This is a genomic window from Acidobacteriota bacterium, assembly GCA_016196035.1.
Taxonomy (GTDB): domain Bacteria; phylum Acidobacteriota; class Blastocatellia; order RBC074; family RBC074; genus JACPYM01.
Map to the genome: position 1 here is coordinate 1 of JACPYM010000098.1, position 17497 is coordinate 17497.

Sequence of the window (17497 nt, forward strand, 5' to 3'; positions counted from 1 at the left end):
CCATTCCTGGGCAGTGGTAAACCTCAATCAAGACGGCCTCTGCAAGAGAATGGAGAATATAGAATGGAGAATGATGGTCGCCCACTGGGTTTCAGTGTCCCCGTCGCCAATTTGCTAAGTTGTTGTTTCCAAAGGTCGCAATAATTCTAATCGTTTGAAACAACGAAAGCCCTGGCGCGCTTTGAAAGCTCACAAAGTCAGTAAAGGAAGATAAGCATGCCTGGTTTTGTTCGGACAGCCGTACTGTTGGCGCCACAATTCATGGAGTACATCATCACGCTGGGCGGGTTGGCCTATTACTTGATTGCCCTGGTTTGCGCCTGGCGCCTCAGCCAGCGCCGTGCCAGCGCCGCGCCCTTGTCCGCCCGCGCCTTGCCGCCGCTCAGCATTCTCAAGCCTTTGTGCGGCGCTGAACCTGAGTTGGAAGAATGCCTGCAAAGCTTCTTTGTGCAGGACTATCCCACCTACGAGCTATTATTCGCCGTGCGCACTGACATTGACCCTGCTGTGGATGTCGTCAACCGCCTGCGTCGCAAGTATCCAAACATTCCCGTGCGGCTGCTTTACACGGGCGAACCGCCGTATGCGAACGCCAAGGTCTATAGCATGGAACTGATGGCGGCGGCGGCGCAGCACGATCTACTGGTGATCACGGATAGCGACACGGCGGTTGCGCCTGACTATTTACACTCTCTGGCAAGCGCTTTCAACGATCCTCAGGTTGGCGCGGCGACCAATCTCTATCGCGGCGTAGGCCGGGGTGATTTTTGGGCGTGGCTCGAAGCCTTGGGTATGTCTACAGAATTTATGGCCGGCGTCGTGGTGGCCGAATGCTTGGAAGGCATGAAATTCACGCTGGGGCCTTCGATGGCCATCCGGCGCGCGTGTCTGAATGCAATCGGCGGCTTTGCCAAGATGCGCGATTATCTGGCCGATGATTTTGTGCTAGGGCATTGGGCCGAAGCGGCGGGCTGGCGTGTGGCGCTCTCACCCCACGTAGTCAAACATCACGTTTCGACCACGGGATTTATGCGCACCTTCAAACACCGGTTGCGTTGGAATCGCAGCACACGCTTTTCGCGGCCGGCTGGTTACCTGGGACAAGGCTTCACTTATGGCTTCATTTGGGCGCTCGGCTTTTTCCTGCTTTCGCCAACGTGGCTGACGGGGACGTTGCTGGCAGCCGCTTTCGTGTTGCGACTCGCCTTGGCAACGGTTGTCGGTGCGAAGTTGCTGTCGGATCGAACTGTTTATGCCGGCTTGGCGTTTTTGCCCTGCCAGGATTTGCTCAGTTTTGCCAGTTGGCTGGGCGGCTTTGTCAGCCGCGAAATTGTCTGGCGCGACGAGCGGTTTCGATTGTTGGATGATGGCCGCTTCCAACTCGTAACCGCGCGACTCAGAAGAGTCAATTTTTGAAGCTCAGCTTACTTTGAGGCGAAACAAGCGAAGGACATCACCTGTTTTAACCAGGCCGCCTTTTCCAGCGCTCTTTGTGGAACTCTTCTTGACAGCGTGCTGTATACGTTGGTGAAAGCAAGTTAAAGAGTGGGTTCGTGACTATGCAGCGAACCTTGGGCACCAGAAAAGTTCAACGACTGGAGAGTGGTTTTATGACGATGCGAAGAAATCTTTTGGCACTGTTCCTCACGTGCGCCTGTTTGATCGCGGCGGGCGCAGCGCTGGCCGGGGGCCAGCAAGGGCCGCCGCAACAGCGCGATCCCCTGGGTTTTTTGAAACGGGCGATCACGGAAGCCAGCGCGCCAGTGCTCTCGACGCAAGAAGAGACGCAACTGACAGATTTGATCAAGGCGTTCCGCGAAGCCAACAAACCCACGCCCAATGAGGCGTTCAAAACGGCGCACGAGGCGCTTGATGCCGCCATCCTGGCGGGCAATCAAGCCGCCATTCAAACGCAAATTGACGCGCTGACGAATTTGCAAACCGCACAGGCCAAAACACGCCTCGCTGCTGACGCTAAATTCAAAGCGGACGTGCTGGCGGTTTTGCGCGCGGGCGGTCAACTGGAACCATTAAAGCAGAAATTGGGCGATGATCGTTTGGTCGCCTTGGCTGGCTCACTCGCGGGCGGCCCTGGGTTTGGTCCAGGCTTCGGGCGAGGCGGACCAGGCTTTGGCCCAGGCGGGCCAGGCGGGCCTGGCTTTGCGCCAAGAGGGCCGGGTGGCCCGGGCTTTCGCGGCGGTCGGTCTGATGGCGGCGGCAATAACTGATCGCCATAGGAGCAAGGAGAGAGAAGCCAAAGGCCAGTGCTGTGTAACGCGCAGCGCTGGCCTTTAGTGTTTTTCCTTGCTTCAAGGCCGGGTTTGCTTACGGTTTCCGTTTCTTTGGCGGCGTCACGGGAGGCGCAATTGGCTCTGGTGGCGGCGCTAACGTTTCGGGCGCGAGTTGTTGCAATTGCTGCTTGGCCAAAGTTCCTTCAGGAGAGTTTGCGTACTCTTTGAATAACACCAGGAATTGCGCCACCGCCTCTTCCCTTTTGCCTAGCTCCAACAATATCAACCCGCGTTTATAGAGCGCTAAACTCGTCTTATCGCCTTTGGCGTTGACGGTGGCGACTTTTTCCAATTCGGTGACTGCTTCGGGGAGTTTCTTTTGCGCATACAGAATCTCACCGATCCAATACTGCGCATTGTCGGCCAGTTCGGAAGATGGATAAGTTTCGACGTATTGCTTGAATTCTGACGAAGCGAGATCGAAATTGCCGCGCGAATAATCGCTGTAAGCCGCCGCAAACAACTGTTCGGCATTGCCCGGCGTAAGTTGGGTGAAGGTCGGCAATTTCGGAATGTCTTCGATCAACTTTTTGAGTTGGGCGAATTGCTCTGATAGCCGTTCCATCCTTGAGTTCGTCGCCGTGACCCGTTCGCCCATCGTCGAAATTTGCGTTGCCGTATCGCTGGCGCTGGTTGCGACGGTGGATTGGGCGCGCCGGATCGCGGCGATGTTGTCACCCATCTGCTCGATCAGCGTGCGCGTTTCGCCATTGGTTTTGTTGAAGGTTTCCTGCATCGCCTGCATCGAGCGTTGCAACAGAATGAACTCGGTCTTCAACTCTTCCAACTGCACCGCCATTCGATCAATCTTGTCCCACTGCTCTTTCTTTTGGGCGATGGCGGGCGTGAACAGCAACGCCAACAAGACCGCACCACCAAGATAAAATCTCAATTGCCAAACTTTCATAACTTTGTTTTGTAACGTTGGCAGTTGGCAGCCATGAAGCTGCCAACCGCCAACCGCCAATTGTCACTAGGGCCGCTCGCCGCCGCGCAAGTAGACAAATTCCGCGCGCCGGTCATTGGCCCACGAAGGCGCCACTTCAGGCGCGCCTTCTTCGGTGCCCTGGGCTTTTTCAAGCCCGTAACTCACCGTCTCAATGCGGCTTTCTTCCAGGCCTAAGCTAATCAGGAAGTTCTTGACCGCGCGTGCGCGCCGGTCGCCCAGACCCAGGTTGTATTCCGACGTGCCGCGCGGATCGCACATGCCTTCGATGCGGAAAACAATCGAGCGATTTTCCGGCTTCAACAGCCACTCGGCGGCCCGGCGCAATTTCTCCTGCTCGTTAGCCGATAAGTCGGATTTATCGAGCGCGAAGAAAACCGGTTTGACCATGGTCTTAAACACTTCGGCCACCGGCGGCGCGGTGGGCGTTGGTGGTGGCGGCTCGACGACGACGCGCTGGCGTTCAGCCGGCGGCGGCGGCGGCGGATCGTTGACTGTCACGCGCGTGCTGGCGGTCGCATTGCCGCCTTCGCCCAGCGCGGTCGCGGTGTAAGTCGTCGAGACGCGCGGACTGATTTCACGTTCGCCACTGGCAGGGACTTCGCCCAACCCTGAAATCGTGACGATCTTGGCGTTCGCCGCCGACCAAATCAGTTTTGAATTCTGACCGCGTTCAACCGTGCCCGGATCAGAGCGCAGGTTGATGGTCGGTGCGACGGCCTTAATGACGTTGACGGTCACGGTCGCCTTGTCGCGGGCTTCTTTCTTGCCTTTGGAAGCGACGACTTCATACGTCGTGGTTTCTTTCGGGGTGACGGTCTTGGCGCCAATCTTTTCGACCTTTTCGCCGTTGAGCGCGACGGCCTTGGCGTCTTTGGTCTCCCAACTGACGGTGACAGGATCGCCCTGTTTGACCTCGGTGCGCGAGACCTTCAGTTTTGCCGTCGGGGGTTTGCAAGAGGCCAGCAAGCCGGTGAGTACGACCAACACGGCCAGCAGCGGCCAGCGGGGGAGGTTGCGGAAATTGCGAGTCATTGTTGAGTGTTCTCCTTGTGAGTTTGGGAAACGCTTGTTAGTGCAAAGTTATTCGTAATGATTTTTGCAGGCGACGATGATAATGGCATCGTCAGTTACTTTGTAGACTAGCCGATGCGCATCATTGATGCGCCGTGACCAGTAGCCTTTCAATTCGTATTTGAGCGGTTCCGGTTTGCCAATGCCCGAAAACGGATCCCGCAGCGTAGCGGTAATCAAGCCGATGAGCCGTTGATGCAGCTTTTTGTCCTGTGTGGCCCATTGCGCGAAATCCTGAAAGGCGCTTGCTTCAAACGTGAACTTCCTCATTGCAATTCGTCGAGGCTGACGGCTACGAGATTACGTCCTTGCGCCACGTTTTCAAGCGCTTTGAGCAATCGCTCCCGGTTAGCAGGCGAGCGCAGCAGGAAAGCGGTTTCGTCTTCCTCGCTTTGCGCGGTTTCACAGACCGAGATTTCGATCTCCTTGTTTTTGAACAAGGCTTTAAGAGCTTTGAGAAACCGGTTGTCGAGTTCGTCCGCATTGATCCGATAAACTGTATACATCACTGCTCCTTTACTTCGCCCACGACGGCGACCGCCCGCCACTGCGCGTCAATTGCCGTTGCTCGCTGCCGTCAATGTGCATCGCCCAGATTTCCCAACGGCCTGTGCGATTGGATTGAAACGCCAGATGGCGGCTGTCGGGCGACCACGTAGGGTTCTCATTACGGCCATCGCCGGTCAAGCGCAGTACCTGTCCCGACGCCACATCCGCCACATAAATGTTGAACGCGCCACCGCCATTCCAGGTGAACGCAATGTAACGGCCATCCGGCGACCACGCGGGCGAATCCATCTGACCGCCCAGACTGAGCAGCGCTCTTTCATTCGTGCCGTCAGCGCCAATGACATAAATTTGCGGCGCGCCGCCCCGGTCGGAAATGAAAGCAATCTCGCGGCCTGTCTTCGGATTCCAGCGTGGCGAAATGTTCACCGCGTTTTTGGTGCGCGTCAAGCGCCGCGGGTTCGATCCGTCATCATTCGCCACATAAAGTTCCATCGAATCGTTGTCTTTGCTCGAACTGAAAACAAGCTGCCCGCCGGGCGCGATGTTCGGCGAACTGGTCGTCGCTTTGAATTGCGTTGAGCCAATGATCAACCCGTCAATCCCACGCACCACGACGTTGGGATGGCCGCTGCGATACGACACATAGGCCAAGCGGTTGCCGTCCGGGGCCAGAGAAGGGAAGAGCGCAATCGAACCATCGTGCGAAAACTGGCGCGCGCCATAGCCGTCGTAATCCATCAGGAAGACTTCGCGGCTGTTGATGTAGGCGAGTTTGGAAGTCGCAATACCATCCTGCCCGGTCAGCAGCTTGACGATTTGATCGGCGAACTGATGCGCCAAGTCGCGCGCATCGCTGCCACTCAAGCTGGCGTTCAGCAGTTGCGAATTGGTTTTTACGTCGTACAGAAAACCTTGCGCCTGCGTGGCACTGGTCAAGCTGCCAAAGGCCACGTAATCGGCCTTGACCGGATCATTCGTCCATTCTTCGGGTTTGAGCGAAGCCGGATCAGGCAGTTTGGTTTTAGGGTACAAGCTCTTGCCGACCAGATTGGCGATGCCCGCGAACCGCAGATCGTTGAGCAGGACTTCGTTGAAAGTCGCGACGGCTTGGTCAACGCCCGCCGCGCGCGGCTGGAAATCGGCGACCGCCAACAGCGGGCCGTTGCCAGGCGTGACGATGATGGTGCCGATCTGTTTTTTGAGATCGTCTTGGGATGTTTGTTGCGCAAATGTGTTAGGCGCAACAAACCACGCCGTCAGGATGAATGCGAGAATGGAAAAAGCTTTATTCATGCAAGCTATGTTGTCTTCAGCCGCAGAGCGGCAGTTGAGTCTTAAAGATGAACAATGCGTCCCGGTTGACCAGTGCCTCGCGTGATGTTCGACAGAACCTCTTCGACAATCTTATTTGCTCGGTCCTCTTCGATCTCACCTTCAAAGCAGACCTGGAGACCTGGGTCTTCATATGAAGATGAAACTTCTACCGTGCCGATTGCGATACGATGATCGCCGTATCCGTCAATTTGGATAGAAGACACGCTTTGCGGCCTTGACACAGCCGCGAATTGATCTTGCCGTAAATTAAACCATTCGTCATCGTTGGGACGAAGAAGAAATTGTCGCATCATTTCGGATATCGAAACCAAATTTCCGCCACTGCTTCCTCCGCACTCAACAAAAAGCCATTCGGAAATGGCGGCAACGGATTGGACGCAATGATTGCGCGTTCAGCGGCGAAATTGACCTGCTCAATGGGTGAGCGGCGCTTGATGTAACTGCCCGCGACGCGCCCGCCCGCCAGCGACAGAATGCGACCATCGCGCGCAATCCGCAACTGAATCACGACGAAATGCTGTCCCGCTGTATCGTAGCCGCCAGGCGGATTGTAATTGCGGCTCAAGATCATCTGAATGCGCCGCCCATACTCCGAACCGCCCGGCACGCCAGACGCGCCTGCGCCCACATTCGCAGTGGCGACACCCACGCCGTTCGTCAGCGCTGGTGTTGGGATGCCAGCAGAACGACCGACCTCGACATTGGTATTGGCCGAACTGCCGCGCAACGGCTGTTTGGTCACAGGCTGTTCGTTCTGACTGGCTGTCGGGCGTTCAGTTTTTTCGACCTTCTCTTTAACCGGTTTGGGCGCCTTGGTCGTGGAGGGAAGCACCTCAGCATCCGGCGCGACTTTCGGTTTGGCCGTCTCGACCTCGACATTATTGGCGGGCGTATTCTCAGTGCCCGCGAATGAAACCGCTTTGGGTTTGGTGAGGCCGAATTGGCTTAGCTGTGCGGCATCCACGACGCCGACTTCAATGGCCGTGCCGCCATTTTCGCCCGCTCCTGCCGCGACAATCTGCGTTGTCAGCGGTTGGCGGAAGTACCAGAAACAAAAGCCGAGCACGCACAGATGCAGCAAGCCTGAGAGCATCGCTCCCCATTGCACGCTTTGCTGATTTGTTTCGACTTTTGCTATCACACCCATTACGTCGTGATTACTTCTTCACTTCTTCGCAGTCGGCTCCGTCACCAGACTCACATTCGCCTGCACGCGTTTGGCCTGATCCAGCACATAGGCGATCACGCGATACGGCGTTTCGCCATCGCCGCGCAGATAGACGCGCCGTTCCTTCGATTGCGCCAACCGTTCGCCTAGTAGTTTTTGCAGATCGTTGACATTGATCGCTTTCTGTTCGTCTTGCCCGCTCAAATAAATTGCGCCTTCTTTATCCACCGAAATGATGAGCACATCCGGCGTGGCTTCCTTGGCCTGGGCCTCGCGCGTCTTCGGCAAATTGACCTGAATGCCGGATTGCAGGATCGGCGCGGTGACCATGAAAATCACCAGCAGCACGAGCATGACGTCTACGAGCGGCGTGACGTTAATCTCGGCCAGCGCGGTTTGGGTGCGTCCGTTGCGTGTGGAAAATGCCATATCAATTGCGGATTGCAGATTGCGGATTGCGGATTGTCGTTTCAGCAGCCTCCCGCTCAATTAGATTGAGTAGGCGCAAACTGAAACTGTCCATCTCCGCCGCAAAAACCTTAATGCGATTGAGATAGTGATTGTAGGCCAGCACCGCCGGAACTGCTGCCGCGATGCCTGCCGCTGTAGCGATGAGGGCTTCGGCAATGCCGGGTGCGACGGCCTGAATCGAAGTCGTCGTGCTAGTGCTCAGCCCTTCAAACGCGATGATGATACCGACGACCGTTCCGAATAATCCGATAAAAGGCGCGGCACTCGCGGTTGAAGCCAGCCAGCCCAATGAACGTTCTAGCCGCGTCGTCTCGTCAATCGCCGTGCTTTGCAGAGCGCGCTGCACGGCCTCCAGGCTCAGCGTGGGTTGCCGGCGCAATTCTTCTTCTGCCGCGTTGCACATAGCAGTCAGGGGGCTGTCGGTCAACGCCGCCACGCTGGTGCGCAAGTCCGATAACCGCTGGCTCTGCCCAAAGACCTGTAAAAACGTGCGGGTTTGTTGCTGCGCCTTTCGCGTGGCGATCTCTTTGGCGATGATGATTGCCCAGGAAATCAGCGAAAACACGAGCAGCAACAACAAGACGAATTTGGCGATGGGACTGGAACGGAAAAGCAGATCAACTAGGTTGCCGGTGCGGGGGACGATGGGTTCTTGTAAAAGTAGCAATAAAGGCCAAGCCGTATGCGCGCTCAATGATCCTTGCTCCCTTTTCGTGATGAAAAATTGGTGTTGGATTGCTTGTTGAATTGCGAACGTATGCTAGCATGTGCCCCGACCCGGTTCAAGAAAGTCATTCTGGCGTAAGGATTTCGAGTTCAGCTTTTTGGTTTGTGGCGCACGGCGCGGCAGACTTCGAGGCAGCTTCCGGGAATTCGCGCCATGCCTCGAAAGAAAATCCTGCCGCAAACATTACTCGCTCCGCTCAACCTGACGCCGCTGGGCTTTCTCACCAGACTATCCCTAACAATCTTTGACAAAGGAGCGTGTCTCTATGAACAGAATCTGGAAGTTGGCAAGTGTGGCCGGTTTGATCGCAGGCTTGACGCTTTGTGCGCCAGACGTTGTGACTGCTGCGCAAGGCAAAGTCATGACCGAATATCGTGGCGTGCAACTTGGGATGAAACAGGCCGATGTGCGCGCCAAACTCGGCGCGCCAGCCAGCAGTGGTGAAGCCGCCGATGAATTCAAGCTGACCGGCGATGATTTGATGACGGTGCGGTATGAAGACGGTAGCGTCACGGCCATTCAAGTCATGATTCTCGACGTGAAAAACGCGCCGCCATTTAACGAAGTGGTCGGTGATGCCGCCGTTGAACAATTGGAGAATGGCCGCAGAATCGCTAGAAAGGTGCTGGATGCACAGAAATTCTGGGTCTCGATGTCGCAAAGCAAAGACGCCAGTATGACCAACATTACAATCAAGAAAATGTGAGGCAAAAAAAGAGCGAAAGCCGCGGAGTGTGTTAATCGCGTGCGGCTTTCGCCATCCAGAGAGAAAGGAAAAATAGGTTTAATTGCTGCCTTTGGCGAGTTGAATCCTAACCAAAGCCCGTTCTAATTTCAATTCGGCGCTTTGAAAATCCACCCCTTCGCCGCGCGCATTGATGGTTTGCTCGGCGTGTTCACGAGCGCGTTGCGCGCGCGCCAGATCAATCTCTTCCGGTTTTTCGGCCACGTCAGCCAGCACCGAAACCTTGTCAGGCAGGACTTCGAGGAAGCCGCCGCTGACATGCAATTGTTTCTTGTCCGCGCCGCGCCGATAGGTCAACACGCCGGTCTTTAAGCGCGAAATCAATGGCGCATGGTCGGGCAAGATGCCCAGTTCACCATCGGCGCCCGGAACGACAATCTCATCCACGACCTCGCGCAAGGCCAGTTTTTCGGGCGTGATTACTTCGAGTGTGAGTTTATCTGCCATAGTCTCAGACCTCAGTCGTCAGACCTCAGTCGTCAGACTTCAAACAATAGCGTAATGCTCAAGTCTGAGGTCTGACGACTAAGGTCTGATGTCTGATCTACATTTTCTTCGCCGCCTCCACGACTTCGTCAATCGTGCCTTTGAGGTAGAAGGCCTGTTCGGGGATGTCGTCGTGTTTGCCGTCCACGATCTCACGGAAGCCGCGGATCGTTTCGGCGAGCGACACGAGCTTGCCTTCAAGACCCGTGAATTGTGCGGCCACAAAGAACGGTTGCGAGAGGAAGCGCTGAATCTTGCGCGCGCGCGACACTGACAGCCTGTCGTCTTCCGATAATTCGTCAATGCCCAAAATGGCAATGATGTCCTGCAACTCTTTGTAGCGCTGCAAGACCCGCTTTACGTCCTGCGCGCAGTTGTAATGCTCGTCCCCGACGATCTTCGGATCGAGAATGCGCGAGGTAGAAGCGAGCGGATCAACCGCCGGAAAAATCCCCAATGATGCAATGTCGCGCGACAGTACGGTTGTTGCATCCAGGTGCGCAAAGGTCGTTGCCGGCGCCGGATCGGTCAAGTCATCGGCGGGTACATAAACGGCTTGCACCGAAGTGATCGAACCGGATTTGGTCGAAGTGATGCGTTCCTGCAATTCACCCATTTCCGACGCCAGGTTCGGCTGATAGCCCACCGCCGAAGGCATCCGGCCCAGCAGCGCCGACACTTCCGAACCCGCCTGGGTGAAGCGGAAGATATTGTCCACGAACAGCAACACGTCCTGGCCCTGTTCGCGGAAGTATTCCGCGACGGTCAGGCCCGACAACGCCACGCGCAAACGCGCCCCTGGCGGTTCGGTCATCTGGCCGTAAACGAGCGCCACTTTCGATTTGGAATTGTCTTCGTCATTGATGACGCCGCCCTCGCGCATTTCGACCCACAGGTCGTTGCCTTCACGGGTGCGTTCACCGACCCCGGCGAAAACCGAGAAGCCACCATGCGCCTTGGCGATGTTGTTGATCAACTCCATGATCGTGACGGTCTTGCCCACACCGGCGCCGCCGAAGAGACCGATCTTGCCGCCCTTCAAAAAGGGCTGAATCAAGTCAATGACCTTGATGCCGGTGACCAACATTTCGAGCGAGGTGGATTGCTCTTCAAAGGTGGGCGCATGGCGGTGAATCGGATAGTAATCCGTAGCGGGAACCGGCCCGCGTTCGTCCACCGGTTCGCCGATGACGTTGATGATACGGCCTAGCGTGCCATTGCCGACCGGCACTTTGATCTGACCGCCGGTGTCGAGCGCGTGCATACCACGTACCATGCCATCCGTCGGCAACATCGAAACTGTGCGCACGCGGCTTTCGCCGAGGTGCTGCTGGACTTCACAGATGACGTTGATGGGGCGCGGCACGTCGAAGCCTTCGCTGGTGACGCGCAACGCCTGGTAAATCGGGGGCAGGTGGCCTTCGGGAAACTCCACGTCTACCACCGGGCCGATGATTTGGACAACCTTGCCGGTGATTCCATTCGCAGTAGACATAAATGCTTAGTTCGCTCCTTACAGTTTGGGTATGAACCCAGATGAATTGCTGCCGGGCGCGGGCTGCGAATGAAAAATCTGTAAGTCGCGGCGGGCGCTCAGCCAAGATGTGCGAGAAAATTAGTCCTTGAAGAAGGTGCGGAGTCTAGCACGCGGTCGCGCATTTTTGCCAGCGAGGGCAGGCGAAAAAAGCCAAGCAGCTTAAACAAACTGCTTGGTTAGGGCTGTCATTCAACACAGTCCGGAATGTTTGCGGATTACTAAAGGGTGGGCCAAGGGCGGTTCAGCAAGGCGTCAACGACTTCGCCCGTTTCGCCACGCACGCCTTTCAGAACGGGTGCTTTCAGGACGACTTGCTGCAAGGTGGCGAGTGCTTTGGCGGGGTTGCGTTGCGCTGAGACAGTGTTGGCAAGAATGGAAAGTAACCCTTGTCCTGCCGGAATCTGTTTTGGCCGCCAACGGGTGCCTGCTTTGTATTCGGTGAGTAGGACTAGATCAACTGGCAACGGTTTTGTACCGACGATGCCGCCAAAGGTTTCAATCGGGTACTTTTCTTGTCGCGCTTGGGGATTGTTGCGGACGCCGATAGGGACCGGGTAAGGATGAACGCGCCCTTGCATATCCAACACTGCGTACTCGTCTGAGTAATAAGTTGCCCCCGCTTTTACCAACTCTCGGACTAAAGTGCTCTTGCCAGCATGTGTTCTACCAGGAATAACAATCGTTCGCCCCTTCCAATTAACAGCACCGGCATGCACAAAGACCCGGTTAGAGGCGTATTCCGCGATGTGAAGGTTCAAGGTTGATTCAAAAATATCAAGCACCTCTTCTATGTCCAAGGAGCGTGCCAACTGCACAATTCCTCCGTACAGCAGATGAAACTGACGCGTATTGAATTGTTTATTAGTGTTACCGATTTTCAGTGAAACCAAAGTCTCAACAAAATGGTTCCTGGCTTGTTTCCAACCATAAGGCAATCGTTTATTTAGTTCTTCAAGTATGTCAGGCTGATTAGTTCTAACGCCTACCCGCACGCCGTATGCGGTAAATGAAAATCCGGCCACCCAACCTAGGCGGTCAAGCTTTTTCATTCAGGTGGAAGGAGCTTTCAGTAAAGGTAGTGTTGATCCCATTTGAGGCAAATGAAGAGATCGTCATAAGTTGTTATGAAAATCATTCAGGCAGAAAGAATTTCATAAAACACCCGTCTGACGGCTACATGCAATCAAATTCTGGAATGATCTGATTACGGAGCAACTTCAAAATTGTTCAAGCATTACATTGATTAGTAACCAAATTGCAGCTATTTGAGCAACAATCTGAGTTAGCAAAACAAAGCGCGCCAGTGCCCCCGCAAAGACTACCTGCCGCAGCGGCTGGTGGAACTAACGCTGAAGCCACCAACGGCAACACAATCCCCGCCACCTTTCCAAACCGCTTTGCCGCCTCGCGTCGCGTAATCAAATTGCCTGGCGACTGCACGCGCCCCTCCAACAACCGATTCCGCTCCAATTGCTGCAACGCCAGCCAAACGACTTGCTCGTCAACCTCGGTATGCAATTCCTGCGCGATCAAGCCGCGCAATTGACTCACCGTGGTCTTGCCATCGCAATTCTTCCACACCAAAGTAGCGATGCGATTCAGGCTATGCGCCTTGTTCCGCTCTGTGTCATAGATGACCAACTCATCATTGAGCGGCGAAAAAAGTAATCCTTCCCGCCGGGCGCGCGGCAACTGTGACGTAAGGGTGGTCGTAGGCATTGTTCTCTCCTGGTTAGGTAAATCAGGGACATCACTGCGGCGCTTAGCTCGGACGTAATTTCCTGATTTGGTTGCGCTCAGATTTTACACTTGCGCGGCTTAACAATAGCGGATGCTCGTTGTAGTCGTTTTGATGTTGTGGGAGGCACTCCAACAACTTGGGATGTCGTTCCGGTGGAAACTGCCGGTAGAAACTGTCGGTAGAAACTGGTTGATTGTTTATCGAGGTGGCGCCTACCACGCGCCTTATCAACTTGCCAGTTAAATCATTAATCAAACACGGGCAGTCTATGCACAGAGGCAAAGCGTGTCAACCAAGAATTACAAGCGCTTGCCGCGACTGGTTCAGCCAGCTACTCTTTGGCGCAGTCTGTAAAACCATTTATCAATACACGGGCAACCAAGTTCTTTGGCATTGTGTGCCTCACCTTGTAGTAACGAATTTATTCGTTACGCGTGCGGGTTTGAACGACTAGAGCGGTTTTCACATCGGTGTATGGGAAAAGTCGCGCAGCGGGACAGTACCGCGCGCGTGAGCAAGCGGCGCGTCAAGCTTACGCCATTGGCTGAGTCGCCCAGGTGCCGCTTGCTTACGCGCGCGGTACTGTCCCGGCACAACGCGCTCCCGTAAACGCAATTGCAAACCGCTCTAAAGTGGTTACTACAAGGTGAAGCTGTAACTGCCAGGAAACTCAGTTGCCGGTGTAATCAAGAGGAGCTTTATGCCTGAACTGCCTGAAGTCGAAATGGTCGCGCGTCATCTGCGCGCCTTGGTCACTGGCCGCACAATTGCGCAGGCCAAGTTGCTCTGGCCGCGTACCGCGCCGGAGCTGTCCACACGGCAATTTGCGGCGGGACTAAAAGGCGCGCGGGTTGAGGCCGTGACGCGGCGGGGCAAATATATCTTGGTGAATTTGCACAACGGCCGCAGCTTATTGGTGCATTTGCGCATGACGGGACGGTTCTTTTATTTGGACAGCCGGGCTGAAGCGCCCCTGCATACGCGCGCGGTTTTTCATCTGGACAATCAGAAGAAATTGCTCTTTCACGATGTGCGCAAGTTCGGCAAATTGCACCTTGTGCCGACTCGGAAATTGCACGAGAGCGCCCAACTCGCGCCGCTTGCACCCGAACCCTTCAGTGATGAATTTAGCCTGGAATACTTATTCGAGACACTGCGGGACAGCAGTCAGCAAATCAAGCTGGCGCTGCTGGATCAGACGAAGGTGTTGGGCTTGGGCAATATCTACGCCGCCGAAGCCCTGCATCGGGCGGGCGTGAATCCGAAATTGCCGACGCGCAAACTCTCCAAACCGCGCGCGGCCTTGTTGCATCAAGAGATCGTGAATGTGTTGAATGAGGCGATTGCCAATGAAAGCACGCTCAATACCGATCCCGAAGCCTTGGATGCCAGTTATACCGGCGGGACGTATGAAGCGCTGACGCGTGTGTATGAACGCGAAGGTCTCCCTTGCAAAGCTTGCGGCACGCTGATTCGGCGCATCGTGCAAGGGCAGCGGTCAACTTATTTTTGTCCTCAATGTCAGCGACGCTGATGATCTGCCGACTATAGGACTTACACAGAAGCATTGCCACAGAGGCACAGAGTCACAGAGGTAAGACTTAAATTCCCAGAAAATCTTCTCTCTCGCTCTGTGTCTCGGTGCCTCTGTGGCAAGGTTTCCGGCTTTGCGTAAGTCCTATCCTATTTCACACGCGCCGCGAGTTTGTCTTTCAGTTTGGTCGCCTGCAAAAAAACCTGGTCGGCGTTGGCGCGCGAGGCTTTCAAATCAAAGCCGTGCCACGCTAGCTTGGCTTGCCGCAAGGTCTTTTCAAACCGCGCGATTTCGGCCTCTTCCGGCGCAAAATTCAAGCGGCGCTTTCGGCCCTCGGTCACCAGATAGCGCGACCACGCCAAAACTTCATCGGCACGGCTGAAAGCGGCAATCGTATCGCCTGCTTGCTTGGGGACGTTGAGCCATTGCGCGGCTGGCCCTTTGGCTTGGTGGCAACTGGCGCACAGGTTCGCGGTATCGGGCGCACGATAGATAACGGACGTGGCCATGTGATGGTGGCAGGTTGTGCAACTCGGTCCGTCGCCCGAGGCGGGCAATTGCTGAAAATGGCGGCTTTGCGTGAACAGCGCCGCAATTTCCTGATGGCAGGCTTGGCAAGTGGCAGGCGCGTTTTTAGGCGCCAGGGTGCTGGTCGGAAAGCTGGCATTGAGCACGCCTTGATGTGCGGTTTTGAAAACGGTTGCGGCGGGGTCGCCACCGTGGCAACGTTCGCAACCGACTTGCGCGCGTGCGTGGGCTGAACCGCGCCATTCGTAAAAATGCGCACTCACAAGCAACGGCTCCATCAGTTTGGCATGGCATACAACGCACTGGTTGTCGCGCAACGCCGCCAGTTGCGCGGCGGGTTTTCGCTGGGTCGCCATACTCAGCAGCGCTGCCGCCGTTGTCAGCAAAATACTCAGCAAGGCAAGTTTCATAGGTGACTCCTCCGGATTGCTCCAACTGATTGCGCGGCAAGCGCAGTGCCGTGTCGAAAGCGTAAATGAAGGGGGAAGACCCACGCGGTTTTGGATTTGCTTGTTCAGGCTGTGCGGGATCTCGCGCAGCCGCTTAGCGAAATTACGCAACCCGCGTGTCATATGAACGCAGGCTGCGGCTTTGGCTGGGGAATGACGCGCAGCGCGTTGCGGAATACGAATTGCGCTGAGGCAAAGAGCGAAGTTCAATTCAAGACGTACCTCAAAATAGGTGGCACAAGTTGATTGCATGAGTTCTAGCGGATTTGATTGCACGGCTAGGGAAGGCGGTTCAAATGACCAGCAACAATTCACACGCTCAAACCGAAATCGCCTTTGATCGCATTTTTCATCCGACGGATTTTTCGGAGGCGAGCGACTTGGCTTTTGCACACGCGCTCAAGTTGGCGACGCATCGCAACGGGCGCTTAACGATGTTGCATACCGAGGAGAAAAAGCAGCGGCCGGATTGGACGGAATTTCCGCGCGTGCGGCAGACCTTGGAACGTTGGGGCTTTCTGGCGCCCGGCAGCACGCGTGAGGATGTGGCGGCGCTCGGATTGAATGTGGCGAAGATCGCTGCCTGGGAAGACGATCCGGTTAACAGCACGCTTGAATATCTGGGCAAACATCCGCACGATTTGATCGTGCTGGCGACGCATCAGTACGACGGACTGGAACGCTGGCTGCATCGCACGGTGGCGGAACCCATTGCCCGGCGCGCCGGCGAAATGGCATTGTTCGTGCCGCAAGGGGTGGACGGTTTCATTGCCATCGAAAACGGCGCCGCGACGTTGCGCAACATTCTGATTCCGGTGGATCGCACGCCGCCGTCGCAAGCGGCGCTCGAAGCCGCTTCAGCCTTAGCCGCCTCGCTGCAATGTACCGGGGTAGTCTTCACGTTGTTGTATGTGGGCGCGGCGGCAGAGGCTCCGCAGGTGCGCCGCTCAGTGCGTGCCGGGCAGGAATGGCATTTGGTCGTCAAAGAAGGGGCCATTGAACAAGCCATTTTGCAAACAGCACATGAAACCCGGGCTGATCTGATCGTCATGGCCACGGCAGGCCGGCATGGCTTTCTGGATGCGCTGCGCGGCAGCACGACAGAGCGCATCGTGCGTACTGCCGAAGTGCCGGTATTGGCCGTGCCCGCACTTGTGAAAGAGTCTGAACAGGTAGCGGAAGCGTTCGTTTGGCAACCCACATTTTGAGAAAGGTTGTGAGAAAGGAAAGGGGCGAGGTATGCGCAATCAAGAAAAAATTCGGCAACAACTGCTGATCAGGTATCAGCAAATCGGTGGGCGCCTGGACAAAATTTCCCGTGATGTGCGCCGTGAAGATGAACCTTTGCTGGCGGATTTCGCCGAGCAAGCCGCCCAGCGCGAGAATGACGAGGTGCTGAGCGCGCTCGACGATTCCATTCGTGCCGAGATGCGCCAGATCGAACAGACTTTGCTGCGCTTGGAAGAGGGCGTTTATGGCATTTGCGAAATGTGTGAGCAGCCCATCGCCAAACCCCGGTTGGCCGCTGTGCCATACGCCGTCAGGTGCGTCAGTTGTGAAGAAAGTTTGGAGCGTTGAGATATTGTTGCGTGCCAGCGCCGCTGGTGCGGTCGCAGTGAAACATACGCGCTTTGCACCAATTGGCAATTGCCAATTGATTGAAGCGGACGAGTTGACCAGTCTCGCGCTGTTGCGCCTTATGACGAATGCCGGATGTTTGGAGCGGGCCGAAGTCTCGCTGCTGTCGCAAAAACATTTGGGTGCTTTGCTGATACCGATTTACCTCTACACCTCCTATCGCAAGGGAGTCCAAGCAGAAGAGAGAAGCTAGGTTTGGTCGGCACGCGCCGGTCAAACAGGGCTTTATGGGGAGTTCCGCTGGCAGAAAACGGGACTCCCATTTTTTTACTCCAGGACTAATGCAAAAACCAAGCAAGATTGCCACAGAAGCACAG

At 55.7% G+C, this 17497-nt stretch carries 20 protein-coding genes; 7 read left to right on the forward strand and 13 right to left on the reverse strand.

What is annotated here, in order from left to right:
• The first annotated feature begins 261 nt into the window (after positions 1 to 261).
• Entirely contained in the window at positions 262 to 1416 is a 1155-nt protein-coding gene (gene hpnI, locus HY011_27925) for a bacteriohopanetetrol glucosamine biosynthesis glycosyltransferase HpnI (GenBank protein MBI3426775.1), read from the forward strand.
• A gap of 194 nt (positions 1417 to 1610) precedes the next feature.
• Positions 1611 to 2228: a hypothetical protein gene (locus tag HY011_27930; protein MBI3426776.1), complete on the forward strand. Its 618-nt coding sequence runs from the start codon at positions 1611 to 1613 to the stop codon at positions 2226 to 2228.
• Positions 2229 to 2325: 97 nt separating this feature from the next.
• On the opposite strand, the gene HY011_27935 is transcribed toward HY011_27930, so the two are convergent.
• From HY011_27935 to HY011_27970, 8 genes are all read right to left on the reverse strand, one after another.
• The gene (locus tag HY011_27935) at positions 2326 to 3183 is read right to left on the reverse strand and encodes a tetratricopeptide repeat protein (protein MBI3426777.1); all 858 of its coding nucleotides are present in this window, start codon (positions 3181 to 3183) and stop codon (positions 2326 to 2328) included.
• A gap of 81 nt (positions 3184 to 3264) precedes the next feature.
• Entirely contained in the window at positions 3265 to 4272 is a 1008-nt protein-coding gene (locus HY011_27940; GenBank protein ID MBI3426778.1) for an OmpA family protein, read from the reverse strand.
• A gap of 48 nt (positions 4273 to 4320) precedes the next feature.
• Entirely contained in the window at positions 4321 to 4581 is a 261-nt protein-coding gene (locus tag HY011_27945) for a Txe/YoeB family addiction module toxin (protein MBI3426779.1), read from the reverse strand.
• Positions 4578 to 4817, reverse strand: coding sequence for a hypothetical protein (locus HY011_27950; GenBank protein ID MBI3426780.1), 240 nt, complete (start codon positions 4815 to 4817; stop codon positions 4578 to 4580). Before HY011_27950 ends, HY011_27945 begins: the two co-directional genes overlap by 4 nt.
• A gap of 10 nt (positions 4818 to 4827) precedes the next feature.
• Complete coding sequence (locus tag HY011_27955) at positions 4828 to 6114, reverse strand: PD40 domain-containing protein (protein ID MBI3426781.1); 1287 nt, start codon at positions 6112 to 6114, stop codon at positions 4828 to 4830.
• Between the two features lie 331 nt (positions 6115 to 6445).
• Positions 6446 to 7303, reverse strand: a complete 858-nt coding sequence (locus HY011_27960; protein MBI3426782.1) for a TonB C-terminal domain-containing protein — start codon at positions 7301 to 7303, stop codon at positions 6446 to 6448.
• A gap of 18 nt (positions 7304 to 7321) precedes the next feature.
• Positions 7322 to 7753 (reverse strand): biopolymer transporter ExbD, encoded by a 432-nt coding sequence (locus HY011_27965; GenBank protein ID MBI3426783.1) that lies wholly within the window; start codon positions 7751 to 7753, stop codon positions 7322 to 7324.
• Between the two features lies 1 nt (position 7754).
• The gene (locus tag HY011_27970) at positions 7755 to 8462 is read right to left on the reverse strand and encodes a MotA/TolQ/ExbB proton channel family protein (GenBank protein ID MBI3426784.1); all 708 of its coding nucleotides are present in this window, start codon (positions 8460 to 8462) and stop codon (positions 7755 to 7757) included.
• A 325-nt stretch (positions 8463 to 8787) separates the two neighbouring features.
• Here HY011_27970 and HY011_27975 point away from each other — a divergent pair, with 325 nt between their 5' ends.
• On the forward strand, positions 8788 to 9228 hold the full coding sequence (locus HY011_27975) for a hypothetical protein (protein MBI3426785.1): 441 nt from the start codon (positions 8788 to 8790) through the stop codon (positions 9226 to 9228).
• Between the two features lie 78 nt (positions 9229 to 9306).
• Here the strand turns inward: HY011_27975 and HY011_27980 are convergent, their stop codons facing one another.
• The 4 genes from HY011_27980 to HY011_27995 all read right to left on the reverse strand — a co-directional run bounded on the left by HY011_27980 (position 9307) and on the right by HY011_27995 (position 13009).
• Positions 9307 to 9714 carry a F0F1 ATP synthase subunit epsilon gene (locus HY011_27980; GenBank protein ID MBI3426786.1) on the reverse strand — a complete coding sequence of 136 codons (408 nt, stop codon included), beginning with the start codon at positions 9712 to 9714 and terminating at the stop codon, positions 9307 to 9309.
• 97 nt (positions 9715 to 9811) lie between these two features.
• A complete protein-coding gene (gene atpD, locus HY011_27985) occupies positions 9812 to 11248 on the reverse strand; it encodes a F0F1 ATP synthase subunit beta (GenBank protein MBI3426787.1) in 1437 nt (478 codons plus the stop codon).
• Between the two features lie 260 nt (positions 11249 to 11508).
• On the reverse strand, positions 11509 to 12339 hold the full coding sequence (locus tag HY011_27990) for a hypothetical protein (protein ID MBI3426788.1): 831 nt from the start codon (positions 12337 to 12339) through the stop codon (positions 11509 to 11511).
• A gap of 178 nt (positions 12340 to 12517) precedes the next feature.
• Positions 12518 to 13009, reverse strand: coding sequence for a PqqD family protein (locus tag HY011_27995; protein ID MBI3426789.1), 492 nt, complete (start codon positions 13007 to 13009; stop codon positions 12518 to 12520).
• Between the two features lie 722 nt (positions 13010 to 13731).
• On the opposite strand from HY011_27995, the gene mutM reads away from it, so the two are divergent.
• Complete coding sequence (mutM, locus tag HY011_28000; GenBank protein ID MBI3426790.1) at positions 13732 to 14565, forward strand: bifunctional DNA-formamidopyrimidine glycosylase/DNA-(apurinic or apyrimidinic site) lyase; 834 nt, start codon at positions 13732 to 13734, stop codon at positions 14563 to 14565.
• 149 nt (positions 14566 to 14714) lie between these two features.
• Here the strand turns inward: mutM and HY011_28005 are convergent, their stop codons facing one another.
• On the reverse strand, positions 14715 to 15503 hold the full coding sequence (locus HY011_28005; GenBank protein MBI3426791.1) for a cytochrome c3 family protein: 789 nt from the start codon (positions 15501 to 15503) through the stop codon (positions 14715 to 14717).
• Between the two features lie 335 nt (positions 15504 to 15838).
• Here HY011_28005 and HY011_28010 point away from each other — a divergent pair, with 335 nt between their 5' ends.
• From HY011_28010 to HY011_28020, 3 genes are read left to right on the forward strand one after another with little or no spacing between them, the layout of a single operon-like run.
• A complete protein-coding gene (locus HY011_28010) occupies positions 15839 to 16750 on the forward strand; it encodes a universal stress protein (GenBank protein MBI3426792.1) in 912 nt (303 codons plus the stop codon).
• A gap of 31 nt (positions 16751 to 16781) precedes the next feature.
• Complete coding sequence (locus tag HY011_28015; protein MBI3426793.1) at positions 16782 to 17120, forward strand: TraR/DksA family transcriptional regulator; 339 nt, start codon at positions 16782 to 16784, stop codon at positions 17118 to 17120.
• Positions 17098 to 17373: a hypothetical protein gene (locus HY011_28020; GenBank protein ID MBI3426794.1), complete on the forward strand. Its 276-nt coding sequence runs from the start codon at positions 17098 to 17100 to the stop codon at positions 17371 to 17373. The genes HY011_28015 and HY011_28020 overlap by 23 nt, the downstream gene beginning before the upstream one ends.
• Positions 17374 to 17497 lie beyond the last annotated feature (124 nt).